Below are 16,805 nucleotides of genomic sequence, written 5' to 3' on the forward strand. Positions count from 1 at the left end.
GGTGGCTCAGGTCAAACGTATTCGTCGCAACGTCAGTGGCATCATTCTGCTCGACAAACCCATTGGCTTTACCTCCAATGCCGCGTTGCAGAAGGTTCGCTGGCTGCTCAACGCCGAGAAGGCCGGGCATACCGGCAGCCTTGATCCATTGGCCACCGGTGTATTGCCGTTGTGCTTTGGCGAGGCCACCAAGTTTTCGCAATACCTGCTTGATTCCGACAAGGGTTACGAAACCCTGATGCAACTGGGCAAGACCACCACCACGGCGGATGCCGAAGGTGATGTTTTGCAGGTTCGCGACGTGACCGTTGGTCGTGCGGATATCGAAGCTGCCTTACCCGCTTTTCGTGGGCAAATCAGTCAGATACCGCCGATGTACTCGGCACTCAAGCGCGATGGCCAGCCACTTTACAAGCTGGCACGTGCGGGCGAAGTAGTGGAGCGCGAACCGCGTTCTGTTACTATTGCGCGCTTGGAATTGCTCGCTTGTGAAGGCGACACTGCCCGTTTGGCCGTGGACTGCAGCAAAGGCACCTATATCCGTACTCTGGTGGAAGATATTGGTGAAAAGCTCGGTTGCGGCGCGTACGTTGCAGAACTGCGACGCACCCAGGCCGGGCCTTTCAGTCTGGCCCAGACGGTCACGCTGGAAGAGTTGGAAGCGGTACACGCCGAGGGCGGCAATGAAGCGGTTGATCGCTTCCTCATGCCATCGGACAGCGGTTTGCTCGATTGGCCGCTGCTGCACTTCTCGGAGCACAGCGCGTTCTACTGGCTCAACGGCCAGCCGGTACGCGCCCCGGATGCCCCGAAGTTCGGCATGGTGCGAGTACAGGATCATAACGGTCGCTTTATCGGTATCGGTGAAGTGAGCGAAGACGGGCGCATCGCGCCGCGTCGGCTGATTCGGTCAGAATGACCGAACGAGTGTGGCTGTTAACAGGCATGGTCAACACTCATTTTTAGATACAGGGATTTGTCCCTGGCCTGTTGAAACTGCCCTTTGGGTGGTTTCCTGAAAAAAGGATTGCCTCATGGCTCTCGACGTTCAAGAAAAAGCACAAATCGTAGCTGACTATCAGCAAGCTGTTGGTGACACTGGTTCGCCAGAAGTGCAAGTTGCACTGCTGACCCACAACATCAACAAACTGCAAGGTCACTTCAAGGCCAACGGTAAAGACCACCACTCCCGTCGTGGTCTGATCCGCATGGTAAACCAGCGCCGTAAGCTGCTGGACTACCTGAAAGGCAAGGATCTGGGTCGTTATCAGACTCTGATCGGTCGCCTGGGTCTGCGTCGCTAATAAGCGATTGCGCTAGAGGTTGGTTGTCTGCCGCGTGTCATCGGGATTCCCGGTGGCCCGTGGTAGGCTCCCAGCCTCAAGTTTTATCTGGATACACGTTTTACCCTGGACGAGCGTCGGGCCGATTCCCGGCATTGCCCAAGAATTTCGCAAGAAGACAAGTTCCCCCAAGAGCCACAAAGAAGGTAGGACACCGTGAACCCGGTTATCAAAAAATTCCAGTTCGGTCAGTCGACCGTTACCCTCGAGACAGGCCGTATCGCCCGTCAAGCCTCCGGCGCAGTGCTGGTTACCGTTGACGACGACGTGACCGTACTGGTGACCGTTGTTGGCGCCAAGACCGCTGACCCGAGCAAGGGCTTCTTCCCTCTGTCCGTTCACTACCAGGAAAAGACTTACGCTGCCGGTAAGATCCCTGGCGGTTTCTTCAAGCGCGAAGGCCGTCCTTCCGAGAAAGAAACCCTGACTTCCCGACTGATCGACCGTCCGATCCGTCCGCTGTTCCCAGAAGGCTTCATGAACGAAGTGCAGGTTGTCTGCACCGTCGTTTCCACCAGCAAGAAGACCGATCCGGACATCGCTGCGATGATCGGTACCTCGGCTGCCCTGGCCATCTCCGGTATTCCTTTCGATGGCCCGATCGGCGCTGCCCGCGTTGCGTTCCACGAAAGCACCGGCTACCTGCTGAACCCGACTTACGAGCAACAGAAAGCCTCGAGCCTGGACATGGTCGTTGCCGGTACGTCCGAAGCCGTATTGATGGTTGAATCGGAAGCCAAAGAGCTGACCGAAGACCAGATGCTGGGTGCCGTACTGTTTGCTCACGACGAGTTCCAGGTTGTGATCAACGCGGTTAAAGAATTGGCTGCCGAAGCTGCCAAGCCGACCTGGACCTGGGCTGCTGCCCCGGAAGCCACCGAACTGCTGGGCGCTATCCGCTCCGAGTTCGGCGCTGCCATCTCCGACGCCTACACCATCACCGTCAAGGCCGACCGCTACGCTCGCCTGGGTGAGCTGAAGGACCAGGTCGTTGCCAAGCTGTCCGGTGAAGAAGGCCAGCCTTCTTCCAGCGAAGTCAAAGCTGCTTTCGGTGAGATCGAATACCGCACCGTTCGCGAAAACATCGTTAACGGCAAGCCACGTATCGACGGTCGCGACACCCGCACCGTGCGTCCGCTGAACATCGAAGTCGGCGTTCTGCCGAAGACTCACGGTTCGGCGCTGTTCACCCGTGGCGAAACCCAGGCCCTGGTCGTTGCGACCCTGGGTACTGCCCGTGACGCACAACTGCTGGACACCCTGGAAGGCGAGAAAAAAGACCCCTTCATGCTGCACTACAACTTCCCTCCGTTCTCGGTGGGCGAGTGTGGTCGTATGGGCGGCGCGGGTCGTCGTGAAATCGGTCACGGCCGTCTGGCTCGTCGTTCGGTTCAGGCCATGCTGCCTGCCGCTGACGTGTTCCCGTACACCATCCGTGTCGTATCGGAAATCACCGAGTCCAACGGTTCCAGCTCCATGGCTTCGGTCTGCGGTGCTTCCCTGGCTCTGATGGACGCCGGTGTGCCAATGAAGGCGCCGGTTGCCGGTATCGCCATGGGCCTGGTTAAAGAAGGCGAGAAGTTCGCCATCCTGACCGACATCCTGGGTGACGAAGACCATCTGGGCGACATGGACTTCAAAGTAGCCGGTACCGCCAAAGGTGTGACCGCGCTGCAGATGGACATCAAGATCAAAGGCATCACCGAAGAGATCATGGAAATCGCCCTGGGCCAAGCCCTGGAAGCGCGCCTGAACATCCTCGGCCAGATGAACCAGATCATTGGTCAGTCCCGCACCGAACTGTCGGAAAATGCTCCGACCATGATCGCGATGAAAATCGACACCGACAAAATCCGTGATGTCATCGGTAAAGGCGGCGCGACCATCCGTGCGATCTGTGAAGAGACCAAGGCTTCGATCGACATCGAAGACGACGGTTCGATCAAGATCTTCGGCGAAACCAAGGAAGCGGCTGAAGCAGCACGCCAGCGCGTCCTGGGTATCACCGCTGAGGCTGAGATCGGCAAGATCTACGTTGGCAAGGTTGAGCGCATCGTCGACTTCGGCGCGTTCGTCAACATCCTCCCGGGCAAAGACGGTCTGGTTCACATCTCCATGCTGAGCGATGCTCGTGTTGAGAAAGTGACCGACATTCTGAAAGAAGGCCAGGAAGTGGAAGTGCTGGTACTGGACGTGGACAACCGCGGCCGTATCAAGCTGTCCATCAAGGACGTAGCAGCAGCCAAGGCTTCGGGCGTTTAATCACCCGCAGGCTTCACGCTGAAAAAAGGACTCCTCGGAGTCCTTTTTTTATGGGCGCGAGAAAATGAAGCAGAATCAGCTGTTTAGCGTCGCCCAAAAGCCGCAACTTGCATGCAGGCACGACGGGCTTCATGCAAGTTGCACGATTTCGAAAATTCATAGATTTCATAACTCGTTGTTTATTAAGGAATTTAATCCGTTCGGCGAGTTGGCACACTGCCTGCAATATCCCTGGTAGCGCTGCAGCATGAAGGTTTACGCCTGCAGACTTTTAATAAAACAGGAGTTACTCGTATGAAGAAGTTCGCTCTCGCTACTGCTACCGCTCTGACCCTGGCCATGGGTGCTAACGTAGCCTTTGCTCAGACTTCCCAAGCCCCTATGACTTTGGCGGCGGGTGAAGCGACCAAGGCTAAGGAAAGCGTTTCGGATACTTGGATCACCACTAAAGTCAAAGCTGACCTGCTGACCGAAAAAGGCATTCCAGGTTCGGACATCAAGGTTGAGACCAACAAAGGTGTGGTTTCCCTGTCCTCCGACGTAGCTATCTCGGATTCGCAGAAAGAAATGGCTGTAGGGATCACCAAGAAAATCAAAGGTGTGACTGCTGTTTCTGCTGACGGCCTGCTGGCTGGCGGCGCTACCAAAGCTGACGGCATCGACAAAACCAAAGGCGCTGCCCACGACGCTAAAGAGACCACCAGCGATACCTGGATCACTACCAAAGTGAAGGCTGACTTGGTAACTGAAAAAGGCATTCCTGGCACCGACATCAAGGTTGAAACCAACAAAGGTGTTGTATCCCTGTCGTCGCCTACCGCTGTGACCGCTTCGCAGAAAGAAACGGCTGTAGCGATCACCAAGAAAATCAAAGGCGTTAAAGCTGTATCGGCCGACGGCCTGAAAGCAGAGTAACGCTGACGTTTCGTTTGAACTGAATAGCGGCGGCTTAGGGTGAGTTAGATATCCACCTGACGCACCTCTGGAGTTCATGCGACCGGCCACACGGATGTGGTCATTACAGGCCCCGGCACTTGTGTCGGGGCCTGTTCTATTTCAGGCTGAAACAGAATGATCAGGCCAAAAAAATGTGGGAGCTGGCTTGCCTGCGATGCTGGCACCTCGGTCATTCAGTTGCACCGAGGTGATGCTATCGCAGGCAAGCCAGCTCCCACATTAGGATGGGCGGTGCTTAGAAGTTACTCAGCGTCCAGGTGCATTGGAGTGATCACTCGGCCATCTTTCTCGGCCTGCCCCAGCTGCGCATCGATGAAGTACACGCGGTCATCTTCCAACTGGCCCTTGTCCACCAGGTAATCCTTGATCGTGCTGGCTCGGTCCTGCCCCAACTGGCGCAGTAGCACGTCACTGCCACTCCAGAACTTGATCACACCGTCCTTGAGCTTCGCCGAGCGCTCATCGCTGCCCAGGTCTTTCCATTCGGCCGGGGGTTGCTGTTTGAGGCGGGTGCGGTAGATGCCTTCCAGCAATGGTGCTTTTTCCTTCTCCGGTACCTCAAGCAACGAGGCCTGGGCTGGCACTTTGTCGCCACGGCGCTGGAGGATCTTGTAATAGTTGTATTGGTATTCACGTTCCAGTCGCTGTGCGGCCAGGAACGGCCCGTCGCTGCTGGCGGCGGCTGTGCCTTCAATTTCCAGGCGCAGGGCTGGACGCTCTTTCAGCGCCTTGGCCAGGGTGTTCAGAGCGCCTTCGGCGTCTTTGTTCAGTTCACTGGAGCCTGCGGCGAACGACACATTGCCCAAGTCTTCAGAGCCACCACCAGTGACCAGCCCGCCAATGAACTTGAAGGGCGCGGTTGCCGCACGCACCACGAGGTTGCGCAGGGTCTGCCACACAATCGGCATCACGCTGAATTGCGGGTTGTTCAGGTCGCCGCTTACCGGCAGTTCGATGGAGATCTTGCCGTCGGAGTCCTTGAGCAGGGCGACAGCCAGGCGAATCGGTAAATCGACGGCATCAGAGCTGTCGACTTTTTCACCCAACTGCAGTTGCTCGACCACCACTTTGTTTTCAGCCTTCAATTGGCCTTTGGTGATCACGTAGTGCAGATCGAGATTCAGGCGGCCCTTGCGGATGCGGAAGCCTGCGAATTTACCTGAGTAAGGCGTCAGGTTGGTCAGCTCGACACGCTTGAAGCTGGTGGCGATGTCCAGCGCGGCCATCGGATCAAACGGGTTCACGCTGCCTTTGATCGTCACTGGCGCGTAACGGTCCACCTTGCCCTTGATATCGACGCTGGCCGGTTTGGCCTGGCGACTGTCGATGGTGCCAATCTGGCCGTTGAGCTGTTGAATCGCGGTGGCAAAGTTGGGGGTGAGGCTGAAGTCGGCAAAGTTGGCCGAACCGTCGTTGATCGCGATCTGGCCGATATGAATGCCCAGGGGCTTGTCGTTACTAGCGGCAGGTTTGGCTGCCGACTTGCTGCCGCTGTCGGCCGGCTGCGGAATCAGCAGGTCGTCGATGTTGGTGGTGCGATCTTCGTTGATCATGAAGCGCGCATACGGCTGCAACAGGTTGACCTTGTCGATCGACAGGCTTTGGCCGTGCTGGTAGTTCATGCCCTCTAGCACCAGGCGCTGCCACTTGAGGAAGTCGCGGGTCTTCAGGGTGTCCAGGGTATGCAACTGGTCAACCTGGGCGCGGCCGGTGACCCGAAGGGCCAGTGGCTCGGTGCTTTTGAGGTTTACGTCCAGGTTGCTGCCGAGCATGCCGCTGCGCAATTCCAGGCGAATAAACGGGCTGATATAGGCCTGGGCGACCCGCAGGTCGATGTCCTGGGTGTTCACTTTCAGCTTGGCGCTGACCGGGTTGAGGTTAACTTCGCCGGTTGCCTGGATCTTGCCTTGCTTGCCCAGGCCGGTGTCGACCTTCAAGGCGAAGGGGCTCTGGTTGAGGCTGTCGAAGTTCTGTACGTCGACATTCAACGGGCCCAGTTCCAGCGCGACCGCAGGTTTAGCCTGGCGGTCGGCCAGGTGCACCTGATAGTTACGCAGTTGCACGTCCTTGAGCAGCACTTGCCACGGCTTGCTCGGGACCGCCGGTTGCGCCGACGGCGCGTCGGCAGCGATTGGTTCCGGAGTCTTGGCCGGTTTGCTCGGTTGGCTGGCGAACAGCTTCTGCCAATCCAGTTGACCATCGGCCTCACGGGCGGCCCAGGTTTCCAGCTTGTTGCTGCGGATCTTGCCGACAATGACCTGCTGCTTGGCCAGGTCTACCGTGGTTTCGCTGACGTCCAGGCGCTCCAGGCGCGCCAGTGGCCGGCCATCGGGGGCCTTTATAGCAAAGGGGGCGATGCTGGCGGCGGTGTTGGTCAGGTTCAGCTCGGTTTTTTTGGCCAGGCTGAATTTGTAGTCAGTGCTGAAGTTGAGCACCCCGTCTTCCAGAACCAGTGGCAGGGCGTCACGTACATACGGCCACCAGGCTTTCATTTTGCCGTCGGTCACCTTCAAGGTGCCTTCGGAGGTGATCGGTACCAGGCTGAAGTTGCCTTTCCAGTCGATCTGGCCACCTTCGGGGCCGGCGGCGACCAGCGTCATGTCGGCATTGTCGTCAGGCAAGGTGCTCAGGTTTTTCAGCTCGAAGTCGAGTTCGTCGTAGAGGAATTCGATGGGCTCGCTGGGGCGTAGGTCCTGGAAGTGCAGGTTGCCGCCCGCCAGCTTGATGCTGTCGATACGCAGTGGGAACGGCTTGGCATCGGGATCGGCCGGGGTTGGCTCGCTCGGTGGCAGTTTGAACAACTGCGCCAGGTTCAGTTGGCCGGACTTGTCGAACAGCAGTTCGGTCTTGGGCTTGTCCAGTTGCACATCGGCCAGGTGCAGGGCGCGGGTCCAGAGGCTGTCGATCTGCAGGTTGGCGTAGAGGCGTTCGAAACCTACTTGCTCTTTGCCTGGCTCGCCGATCTTCAGGCCCCACAGCGTCAGTTCCAGGCTGAAGGGGTTGAGCTCGATGCGCTCGATTCGCGACGGCACCGTGGCGTAATTGGCCAACTGTTGGTTGGCAATGCGAAGGGCGATGCCGGGTAATATCAGAAAGCCCAGCAAGCTGTACAAAGCAAGGGCGGTCAACAAGGCGCCTACGGCGCGGATCAATCCTTTGGGCATGGGTGAACGCCATCTATGTCGAACGAGAGTGCCTTGGAGTATGGCACGGGAATTCGGTTCCGAAGAACCGTGGGCGCTGGGAAACTTCCTACAAATGCAGGATCAGCGTCTTCAGCGGAGGCTGTTGGTCTCTGGAGGGAAAGTCGGCTCCAGGTGTCATAACCTGCCATTCGCGCACCGGGCGCCCGGCTTTTTCTGCGCAGCGCAGCACCTGCTCACGCCAGTCTTCCATGCTGACCTTTGCCAGGTTGTTGCAGCAAATCAGCACGCCATTGTCGGCGGTGGCCAGCAGTGCGGGTTTGAGCAGGCTTTGATAGTCGCGCAACAAATCGACCGTGCCGAAGGCGCTCTTGGCCCAGGCGGGAGGATCGAGCAGTACCAGGTCGTACTGGCGTTGCTCCAGGCGCGGATAGCGCGGCAGCTTCTGCCCGCGCCGCTGGGTGATGGGCAGGCCCGCCAGTTGGCGAATGGCCGGGAAGTAATCGGACTGTACAAATTCCATGCTCGGCAACTGCGGGTTGAGCTGGCCGTTTTCACGCCCCACTGCCAGGTTGCCCTCGGCAAAGTCCAGGTTGCACACCTCGCGTGCGCCGCCCGCTGCCGCGCTCAAACCTACACCGCAGGTATAGGCGAACAGGTTCAGCACGCTTTTGCCGGCGCTGTGGTCCTTGACCCAGCCCCGGGTGTTGCGCAGGTCGAGGAACAGCAGTGGGTCTTGCCCGGCGTGGCGCCCGCGCACACGGTAGTTGAGGCCCCACTCGTGGCCGACCAGGTCTTCCAAGGCGCCAGGCTCCGCACGGTACACCGTGTCTTCGCGGTCGATGCGCGAGTTGCCGCGGGCACGGTCGTTGTACACCAGCAACAATTCCAGGCCCATGTATTGGTTGATCAGTTGGTGCAGGTCCAGCAGGTCTGCCGTTTCCAGGGACTGGTGGAAGCTTTGTACCAGCAATTGCGGGCCGTAGCGGTCGATGGTCAAGCCCCCGGCGCCTTCCTGGCTGCCGTGAAAAAGCCGATAGCAGTCCGTACCCTGGGCGTGCAGCGTGTTGATCAGGTCTTGGCGGTGATCGAGGGCGGCGCGCAGCGCCTGATTCAAGGGAGTCATGGAGCGCGCCTTGCTGGTAGATGAATAAGAAAAATGGGGCGCGAAGTTTAACAGCTAACCCCGGCCTGCACAGGCCGGGGATAATCCTGGCGCTATCGGTTGAGGCGTTTGTCGATCAAACCGTCCACCACGCTGGGGTCGGCCAGGGTCGAGGTGTCGCCCAGGCTGTCCAGTTCGTTACAGGCGATCTTGCGCAAGATGCGCCGCATGATCTTGCCGGAGCGGGTTTTCGGCAGGGCAGGGGCCCATTGGATCAATTCCGGTTTGGCGAAGCTGCCAATCTCCTTGCTGACCAACTCCAGCAGGTGCTTTTTCAACGCGTCGCTGGGTTCGACGCCATTCATGGGGGTGACAAAGGCGTAGATGCCCTGGCCCTTGACGTCGTGGGGGTAGCCCACCACGGCGGCTTCGGCGACCTGATCATGCAGCACCAGCGCATTTTCCACCTCGGCGGTGCCGATGCGATGGCCGGACACGTTGATCACATCGTCGATCCGCCCGGTGATCCAGTAGTCGCCGTCTTCATCGCGCCGTGCGCCATCCCCGGTGAAGTAGTAGCCGGGGTAGGGCTTGAAGTAGGTGTCGATCATGCGCTGCGGGTCGCCGTAGACGCTGCGAATCTGCCCCGGCCAGCTTGATTTGATGGCGAGTACACCGCTGCCGGCGCCGCTGATTTCCTTGCCTTGTTCATCAAGCAACACCGGTTGTACGCCGAACATGGGCTGTGTCGCGCAGCCCGGTTTGATGCGCTGGGCGCTGACCAGCGGGCTGAGCATGATGCCGCCGGTTTCGGTCTGCCACCAGGTATCAACAATCGGGCAGCGCTGTTCGCCGACGGCGTTGAAATACCAGTCCCAGGCTTCCGGGTTGATCGGCTCACCTACGCTGCCCAGCAGGCGCAGGCTGGCGCGCGATGTACTCTGCAGCGGGCCGTGGCCTTCGCGCATCAGGGCGCGCAGGGCGGTGGGCGCTGTGTAGAAGATATTCACCTGGTGTTTATCGATGACCTGCCAGAAGCGCGAACTGTCCGGATAACTCGGCACGCCTTCGAACATCAGCGAGGTGGCGCCATTGGCCAGCGGGCCATAAACGATATAGCTGTGGCCGGTGACCCAGCCCACGTCGGCGGTGCACCAGAACACTTCGCCTTCTTGGTAATCGAGCACGTACTTGAAGGTCATCGCCGCTTGCAGCAGGTAGCCAGCGGTGGTGTGCAACACGCCTTTGGGTTTGCCGGTGCTGCCGGAGGTATAGAGGATGAACAGCGGGTCTTCAGCGTCCATCGGCTCGGGTGGGCAGTTGTCGCTGGCGGCGTCCAGGGCAGCTTGGTACTTGAGGTCGCGGCCCTCGTGCCAATTCACGCTCGCCCCGGTGCGCTCCACTACCAGTACCGTGCTGACGTTCGGACAACTGGCCAGGGCTTTGTCGACGTTATGTTTCAACGCCACGGGCTTGCCACCGCGTACGCCCTCGTCGGCGGTGATCACGGTGCGGCAATCAGCGTCGAGGATGCGGTCGCGCAGGGCGTCAGGAGAGAAACCACCAAACACCACCGAGTGCACTGCGCCAATTCGCGTGCAGGCCAGCATGGCGAAGGCCGCCTCGGGGATCATCGGCATGTAGATGCAAACGCGATCACCTTTGTTCACGCCACGGCTTTTCAACACATTGGCCAGGCGGCTGACGTTTTGGTGCAGTTGACGGTAAGTAATCGTGCAGGATTTTGACGGATCGTCGCCTTCCCAGATGAAGGCCGGCTGATCGGCGCGTTGCGCCAGGTGCCGGTCAATGCAGTTGTAGCTGACGTTCAATTGACCGCCGGCAAACCATTGGGCGGCCCCGGTGTGGATGTCTGACTGCTGCACGCTGTGCCAAGGTTTTATCCAGTCGAGAAAGCCCTTGGCCTGTTCGGCCCAGAAGGTGTCTGGCTGGTCGATGGATTGGCGATAGAGGCGCTGGTAGTCCTCTTGACTGAGCTGCGCAGCCCGGCGGACGGCATCGGCGGTGGGAAAGGTGCTGATATCGAACATGAGCGCTCCTTATTCTTGTTTTTGCGACAAGTCATAAAGATGCACCCTGGGACGGGAGGGTTCAAGGCCAACGTCCAAACGCACGTTGACCTTGAATGAACGGCTTCAGCCGCGGTGACGACCGCGGAAGTAGTTGATCAGGCCCTGGGTCGACGCATCTTCGGCCAAGGTTTCTTCGGCGCCGGTCAGGCGGTTGTACACGCCTTTGCCCAGCTCCTTGCCCAGTTCAACGCCCCATTGGTCGAAGGCGTTGATGCCCCACACCACGCTCTGCACGAACACCTTGTGTTCATACATAGCCACCAGTGCGCCAAGGCGACGCGGGCTGATGCGCTCGACCACCAGGGTGTTGCTCGGACGGTTACCCGGGATCACCTTGTGCGGTGCCAGCTTCTGTACTTCGGCTTCCGGCAGGCCCTTCTCACGCAGCTCGGTTTCGGCCTCGCTGCGGGTCTTGCCGAGCATCAGCGCCTGGCTCTGGGACAGGCAGTTGGCGTACAGCCACTGATGGTGGTCGGACACAGGGTTGAAACTGACGATCGGCACGATGAAGTCGGCCGGGATCAGTTGAGTCCCTTGGTGCAGCAACTGGTGGTAAGCGTGCTGGCCGTTGCAGCCTACGCCGCCCCAGATCACCGGGCCGGTATCGGTGGACACTGGCGTGCCGTCCTGGCGCACGCTCTTGCCATTGGATTCCATGTCCAACTGCTGCAAATGCTTGGTGATGTTACGCAGGTAATGGTCGTACGGCAGGATCGCATGGCTCTGCGCACCCCAGAAGTTGCCGTACCACACCCCCAGCAAGCCCAGCAGCACGGGCATGTTGGCTTCGAACGGCGCGTTCAGGAAGTGCTGGTCCATGGTGTAGGCACCCGACAGCAGTTCCTTGAAGTTGGACATGCCGATAGCCAGGGCAATTGGCAAGCCGATGGCAGACCACAGCGAGTAGCGCCCACCGACCCAGTCCCACATTGGGAAGATGTTTTCTTCGCGAATACCGAAAGCCACGGCCGCGGCATTGTTGCTCGAGACGGCGATGAAGTGGCGATACAGCTCGGCTTCCGAGCCCCCCTGGGCCAGGTACCAGGCGCGGGCGGCCTGGGCGTTTTTCAGGGTTTCCAGGGTGTTGAAGGATTTGGACGAGACGATAAACAGCGTGGTCTCGGCGCGCAGCTTCATGGTCAGTTCGTGGAACTCGCTGCCGTCGATGTTCGCCAGGTAGTGGCAACGCACGCCTTTATGGGCGTAGGACAGCAAGGCCTCCGAGACCAGTTCCGGGCCGAGGAATGAGCCACCGATACCGATGTTCACCACGTCGGTGATCGGCTTCTCGGTGTAGCCGCGCCACAGGCCGTCGTGGATACGGCCGACCAGGTCAGTGATCTGGTTCAGCACCTTGTGCACGTCCGGCATGATGTTCACGCCGTTGACCGACAGCTTGTCGCCCACCGGGCGGCGCAGGGCGGTGTGCAGGGCAGGGCGGCCCTCGGAGGAGTTGACCGGTTCGCCAGCGTACTGCGCGTCGATCGCCGCCTTGAGATTGACTTCCTTGGCCAGGCCCACTAACAGGTCGCGGGTTTCGCTGGTGATCAGGTTTTTCGAGTAATCGAGGAAAAGTCCGCAGCTGCTCAAGGTGAACTGGGAAAAACGCTGAGGATCGGCATTGAACGCCTCGCGCATGCTGAAATCCTGCATGGCTTGGCGATGTTGAACAAGCGCTTGCCAGGCGGGCAGCGCGGTAACGTCATGAGGGGTGCGGTAGTACGCCATCGCTGCGGGTTTCCTTTTATTACGGGGACTGCCTTTAGGACACTTCAAAGCCCGGAACATCCAGTCTTATCGCAAGGATTGGGTTCCAGACAGCGCTAACCATAGCGCAGGGCAGTTACATTAAACCTAGCGTGTGGATATGTCTTGGCTTTGTCTGCGCTGTGGCCGGTACTTTTTTATACCGGCACAGCCGTCGGGGCAACAGGTTGAGGTAAAGCGGGCGTCAGGCGAGGTTCAGGTGCAGGTTATCGATGAGGCGTGTTGCCCCCAGATAAGCGGCGACCAGGATCACCACATCGCGATCTTCAGCCGTGGCCGGGCGCAGATGCACGCCTTGGCGCACTTCCAGGTAGTCCATGCGCAGCCCCGCGGCTTCAATCTGCTGGATGTGCTCGGCGCGAAGCCTGGCAAAATCGTGATCGCCGCTTTTGATGGCCGTGGCGATCTGGCTGAGCGCGCGGTACAGCACTGGCGCGACCGCCCGTTGCTCATCGGTGAGGTAACCGTTGCGTGATGACAGCGCGAGGCCGTCCTCGGCGCGCACGGTGGGCTCGCCGATGATCTGGATCGGCATGTTCAGGTCGCGGACCATGGCGCGGATCACCGCCAACTGCTGGTAGTCCTTCTGGCCAAATACGGCCATGTCCGGCTGGACCATGTTGAACAGCTTGCTGACCACCGTGGCCACCCCTTCAAAGTGCCCTGGGCGGCTGGCGCCGCACAAGCCTTCGGACAGCTGAGGCACGCTGACGCGGGTCTGGCCGTTCATGCCATCGGGGTACATTTCCTCGACCGTGGGCGCGAACAGCAGGTTACAGCCGGCCTGCAGGAGTTTTTCCTGATCGGCGGCCAACGTGCGCGGGTATTTGTCCAGGTCTTCGCCAGCACCGAATTGCAGCGGGTTGACGAAAATGCTCGCCACCACGAAATCCGCTTGCTGCGCGGCCTTGGTCACCAGGGTGGCGTGGCCGCTGTGCAGGTTGCCCATGGTGGGTACAAAGCCGATGCGCTTGCCGGCGCTACGGGCGTGGGTTACGGCAGCCCGCAGTTCGCGGACGGTTTTAACGGTGTTCATGCCGAGAATCCGTGTTCAACGCCTGGGAACGTCACGTTTTTGACTTCGCTGACGTAGGCGCTCAAGGCGGCGTGGATGCTGTCCTGGCCAGCCATGAAGTTCTTCACGAACTTGGGCACGTGGCCGGTGATCGACAGGCCGAGCATGTCGTGCAGGACCAGCACCTGGCCGTCGGTGGCGGAACCGGCGCCAATCCCGATCACGGGCACTTTGACGGCCTGGGTGATTTCGGCAGCCAGTTCGCTAGGCACGCACTCCAGCAGAATCATCGCTGCACCGGCCTGTTCCAGGGCGATGGCATCGGCGCGCATCTGGCGGGCCTGGGCTTCATTGCGGCCCTGAACCTTGTAGCCACCGAGGATATTCACCGACTGCGGTGTCAGGCCCATGTGCGCGCACACTGGCACGCCGCGCTCGGCCAGCAGCCGGATCGACTCGGCCAGCCACACGGCACCTTCGACTTTGATCATGTGCGCGCCGGCCTGCATCAGCTTGCCGGCGTTCAGGAAGGTTTGCTCAAGGGTGGCGTAACCCATGAACGGCAGGTCCGCGATGATAAAGGCGCCATCGTTGCCACGCTTGACGCTGGCGGTGTGGTAGGCGAGTTCATCGGTGGTCACAGGCAGCGTGCTGTCATTCCCTTGAAGAACCATGCCCAAGGAGTCGCCCACCAGCAGCACTTCGACTCCAGCCTGGCAGCTGGCGTGGGCGAAAGTGGCGTCATAGCAGGTCAGCATGGTGATTTTTTCACCTTTGAGCTTGAGGCTCTGCAAGGTGGTCAGGGTAATGTCTGGCATGAAAGGGTCCTCGTTCAGGCGCTTGGAAACAGCGAGTAACGCGCGTGAGTCTTCGTTTATACAGGCGCACTGTCTTGAAAGCAGTGCTTATAAGGCCTGGATTGCGCCCTGTCGCGCCGGGTTGGCGGCAGCGGGACGCCTATAGTCGTGAGGAGGACACGGGAAGTCAATTGGATGTGTTACCGCATTGTTACGATGGCGGTGTTACCGCTGTTACTGACGCGATTGTAGGAGCGAGCTTGCTCGCGAAGAAACCATAGGCGCCGCGTTTAGTCAGGCTGAGCGCGTTATCGTTGGTGATTTTCGCGAGCAAGCTCGCTCCTACAGAGGTAGGCGTTCCAGGCCGACGAACGGGCAGGCGGTGAGCAGGTCGCTCAAACGCTGGCCGTCAGGTAGCTGCAGGTCGGCAGGCGCCAACTCAGCCAACGGATACAGCACAAACGCGCGCAGATGCATCTGGTAATGTGGCACCTTGAGGCGCGGTTCGTCGATCAGGCGATCACCGAACAGCAGGATATCCAGGTCCAAGGTGCGCGGGCCCCAGCGTTCCAGGCGTTCGCGGCCCTGATCGTTCTCGATGGCTTGCAGCGCATCAAGCAGGTCCAATGGCGCCAGGCGACTGTCCAGCGCCGCAACGGCGTTGGTGTAGCGCGGTTGGCCTGGCAGCAGTGAATCGCTTTGATAGAAGGAGGACACACCGGCGAGGTGGGTGCCAGGCAGTTGCGCCAGCGCCTCGATCGCGCTGCGCAATTGTTGTTGCGGGGCAGCCAGGTTGCTGCCCATGCCGATGTAGATACGTTCCACGTTTATTCGCCCGCAGCGCCCGAGGCATCGGCACTGCTGCGTTTACGCTTGGTGCCGCTACGGCGACGCTTTTTCGGCCCTTCGCCGGCGCTATCGCCTTTGCTGCCCAGCTCACGAATCATTTCGCGGCGCTGGCTGTCATTGGCGTCCTGATAATCGGTCCACCATTCGCCCAGGCCATCGGTCTGCTCGCCCGCGCTTTCACGTAGCAGCAGGAAGTCGTAGCCGGCACGGAAACGCGGGTTGTCCAGCAACAGATCGGCGCGCTTGCCGCTGCGGCGTGGCAGGCGCTCCTGCATGTCCCAGATTTCGCGGATCGGCATGGTGAAACGTTTAGGGATGGCGATGCGTTGGCACTGTTCGGCGATCAACTCGTGAGCCGCTTCCTGCATGGCCGGGATCGGCGGCATGCCACGGTCCTGCAGGCGCAGTACGCGTTTGGGCAGGGCCGGCCACAACAAGGCGGCAAACAGGAATGCCGGGGTCACCGGTTTGTTCTGCTTGATGCGCAGGTCGGTGTTGATCAAGGCTTCGCTGATCAAGGTGTGGGTGTACGTCGGGTTGTACTCCAGGGCCTCGGCGCTGGCCGGGAACAGGGGGTCGAACAACTGCAAGTCCACCAGCATTTCAAAGGTGTCGGCGGCGTAGCCCGAAAGGAACAGCTTGAGCACTTCCTCAAACAGGCGTGCCGAGGGGATTTCCCGCAGCATCGGCGCCAGTTCGCGAATCGGCGCGGCGGTGTGTTTTTCGATGCCGAAGTTGAGCTTGGCGGCGAATCGCACGGCACGCAGCATGCGCACCGGGTCTTCCTGGTAGCGCTGCGTAGGATCGCCGATCAGCCGGATCAGGTTGTTGCGAATGTCGTGTACGCCGTTGGCGTAATCGAGGATGCGCTCGCTGACCGGGTCGTAATACAAGGCGTTGATGGTGAAGTCGCGACGTTGCGCGTCCTCTTCCAGGGTGCCATACACGTTATCGCGCAGGATGCGCCCGCTCTCGTTGCGGGAAGACTGGTTAGTGTCCTCCTCTTCATCGTTTTGCGGGTGACCGGCGCGGAACGTTGCGACCTCTATGATTTCGCGACCAAAGTGGATATGCACCAGCTTGAAGCGCCGGCCGATGATTCGTGCATTACGAAACTCGGCGCGCACTTGTTCAGGCGTGGCGCTGGTGGCGACGTCGAAATCCTTGGGCGTGATGTTGAGCAGCATGTCGCGTACGCAACCACCCACCAGGTAGGCCTGGTAGCCGGCGTTCTGCAAACGTTCGACGATGTTCACTGCATAACGGCTGAATTGAGCGCGCTGCAGCGAATGCTGGCTGCTATTGAGCACTTCAGGCGTGCTGCGTTTGTGTTGCGTTCGACGCAAGGGAGAACGGAATGACTGGAACAACTTCTTCAGCATGGGATGCACTGTTTGAAGGAATGTTCGGCCATAACGAAGAATGACCGCATGATGGGCGGGGATTCTAGCATTTAGTCAGGGGATGGTGTAGG

12 protein-coding genes are annotated in these 16,805 nt (G+C 59.7%); 4 read left to right on the plus strand and 8 right to left on the minus strand.

The window, feature by feature from the left end; genetic code table 11:
- Window position 1: 1 nt before the first annotated feature.
- From truB to BT204_RS22630, 4 genes are all read left to right on the plus strand, one after another.
- Window positions 2-919: a tRNA pseudouridine(55) synthase TruB gene (truB, locus tag BT204_RS22615; protein WP_014719950.1), complete on the plus strand. Its 918-nt coding sequence runs from the start codon at window positions 2-4 to the stop codon at window positions 917-919.
- A 115-nt stretch (window positions 920-1,034) separates the two neighbouring features.
- Window positions 1,035-1,304, plus strand: a complete 270-nt coding sequence (rpsO, locus tag BT204_RS22620) for a 30S ribosomal protein S15 (RefSeq protein WP_003177875.1) — start codon at window positions 1,035-1,037, stop codon at window positions 1,302-1,304.
- 195 nt (window positions 1,305-1,499) lie between these two features.
- Complete coding sequence (gene pnp / locus BT204_RS22625) at window positions 1,500-3,605, plus strand: polyribonucleotide nucleotidyltransferase (RefSeq protein WP_003194180.1); 2,106 nt, start codon at window positions 1,500-1,502, stop codon at window positions 3,603-3,605.
- A gap of 294 nt (window positions 3,606-3,899) precedes the next feature.
- Window positions 3,900-4,520, plus strand: coding sequence for a BON domain-containing protein (locus tag BT204_RS22630; RefSeq protein ID WP_054898021.1), 621 nt, complete (start codon window positions 3,900-3,902; stop codon window positions 4,518-4,520).
- A gap of 284 nt (window positions 4,521-4,804) precedes the next feature.
- Here the strand turns inward: BT204_RS22630 and BT204_RS22635 are convergent, their stop codons facing one another.
- The 8 genes from BT204_RS22635 to BT204_RS22670 form a co-directional block, all read right to left on the minus strand.
- A complete protein-coding gene (locus BT204_RS22635; RefSeq protein WP_072448342.1) occupies window positions 4,805-7,726 on the minus strand; it encodes a DUF748 domain-containing protein in 2,922 nt (973 codons plus the stop codon).
- 88 nt (window positions 7,727-7,814) lie between these two features.
- Window positions 7,815-8,831, minus strand: coding sequence for a class I SAM-dependent rRNA methyltransferase (locus BT204_RS22640; protein WP_072448344.1), 1,017 nt, complete (start codon window positions 8,829-8,831; stop codon window positions 7,815-7,817).
- 92 nt (window positions 8,832-8,923) lie between these two features.
- On the minus strand, window positions 8,924-10,861 hold the full coding sequence (acs, locus tag BT204_RS22645; RefSeq protein WP_072448346.1) for an acetate--CoA ligase: 1,938 nt from the start codon (window positions 10,859-10,861) through the stop codon (window positions 8,924-8,926).
- Between the two features lie 105 nt (window positions 10,862-10,966).
- The gene (gene pgi, locus BT204_RS22650; protein ID WP_034127010.1) at window positions 10,967-12,631 is read right to left on the minus strand and encodes a glucose-6-phosphate isomerase; all 1,665 of its coding nucleotides are present in this window, start codon (window positions 12,629-12,631) and stop codon (window positions 10,967-10,969) included.
- Window positions 12,632-12,854: 223 nt separating this feature from the next.
- Window positions 12,855-13,706 (minus strand): pantoate--beta-alanine ligase, encoded by an 852-nt coding sequence (gene panC / locus BT204_RS22655; RefSeq protein WP_057975465.1) that lies wholly within the window; start codon window positions 13,704-13,706, stop codon window positions 12,855-12,857.
- Complete coding sequence (gene panB / locus BT204_RS22660) at window positions 13,703-14,503, minus strand: 3-methyl-2-oxobutanoate hydroxymethyltransferase (RefSeq protein ID WP_034127012.1); 801 nt, start codon at window positions 14,501-14,503, stop codon at window positions 13,703-13,705. The genes panC and panB overlap by 4 nt, the downstream gene beginning before the upstream one ends.
- A 321-nt stretch (window positions 14,504-14,824) precedes the next feature.
- On the minus strand, window positions 14,825-15,307 hold the full coding sequence (gene folK / locus BT204_RS22665; RefSeq protein WP_072448349.1) for a 2-amino-4-hydroxy-6-hydroxymethyldihydropteridine diphosphokinase: 483 nt from the start codon (window positions 15,305-15,307) through the stop codon (window positions 14,825-14,827).
- A gap of 2 nt (window positions 15,308-15,309) precedes the next feature.
- Complete coding sequence (locus BT204_RS22670; RefSeq protein ID WP_003194157.1) at window positions 15,310-16,713, minus strand: polynucleotide adenylyltransferase PcnB; 1,404 nt, start codon at window positions 16,711-16,713, stop codon at window positions 15,310-15,312.
- Between the last annotated feature and the right edge of the window lie 92 nt (window positions 16,714-16,805).

The sequence above is a fragment of the Pseudomonas sp. NFPP02 genome (genome assembly GCF_900119355.1).
Classification (GTDB): Bacteria; Pseudomonadota; Gammaproteobacteria; order Pseudomonadales; family Pseudomonadaceae; genus Aquipseudomonas; species Aquipseudomonas paracarnis.